1 protein-coding gene is annotated in these 475 nt (G+C 40.2%); it reads right to left on the reverse strand.

Features of this window, described 5'->3' with window-relative positions:
• Positions 1–272 (reverse strand): DUF2284 domain-containing protein (locus E3E37_RS10945; RefSeq protein WP_240921981.1); only part of this gene is annotated, 272 nt, incomplete at its 3' end.
• Positions 273–475: the final 203 nt, after the last annotated feature.

Raw genomic sequence — 475 nt, forward strand, 5'->3', positions numbered from 1 at the left:
TGACCTGACTTAAAGAATTCTTCTTCCTTCTTGAGCAGATATAGGAGTACTTTTCTCTTTTCTTCTTCAAAATTCTCATAATTGATTTGAAACTTAATTAAAAGAGCTCTCTTGAAGTGCTTAATCCACTCTTTAGCTTCTTTCCAAGAAGGAGCATAAGGGGGACATGAGGGACTTTTACCGTAAACTGGGCAAGTTCTGCACTTCCAGATAGGTCTAGGAGAAACAACAATGTCCTCTACATTTATTTCCTTCTCATAAACAACCCGCATGGCTATCAGAGATAAGAAGAAAGCCAAAAATAAAAGCTTTTCTCAGTCCATCAATCTTCCACCATTCACATCTATCAGCTCTCCGGTTATGTGGTCATTCTCCAAGAGGAAAATCACTGCATGGGCGACATCCTCTGGCTTTGCTATCTCTCCAGTGAGGGAAAGCTTTCTCAGCTTCTCCTTGATTTCTGGGGTTATAAGCT

The sequence above is a fragment of the Thermococcus sp. ES12 genome, assembly GCF_012027515.1.
Lineage (GTDB): Archaea > Methanobacteriota_B > Thermococci > Thermococcales > Thermococcaceae > Thermococcus > Thermococcus barossii.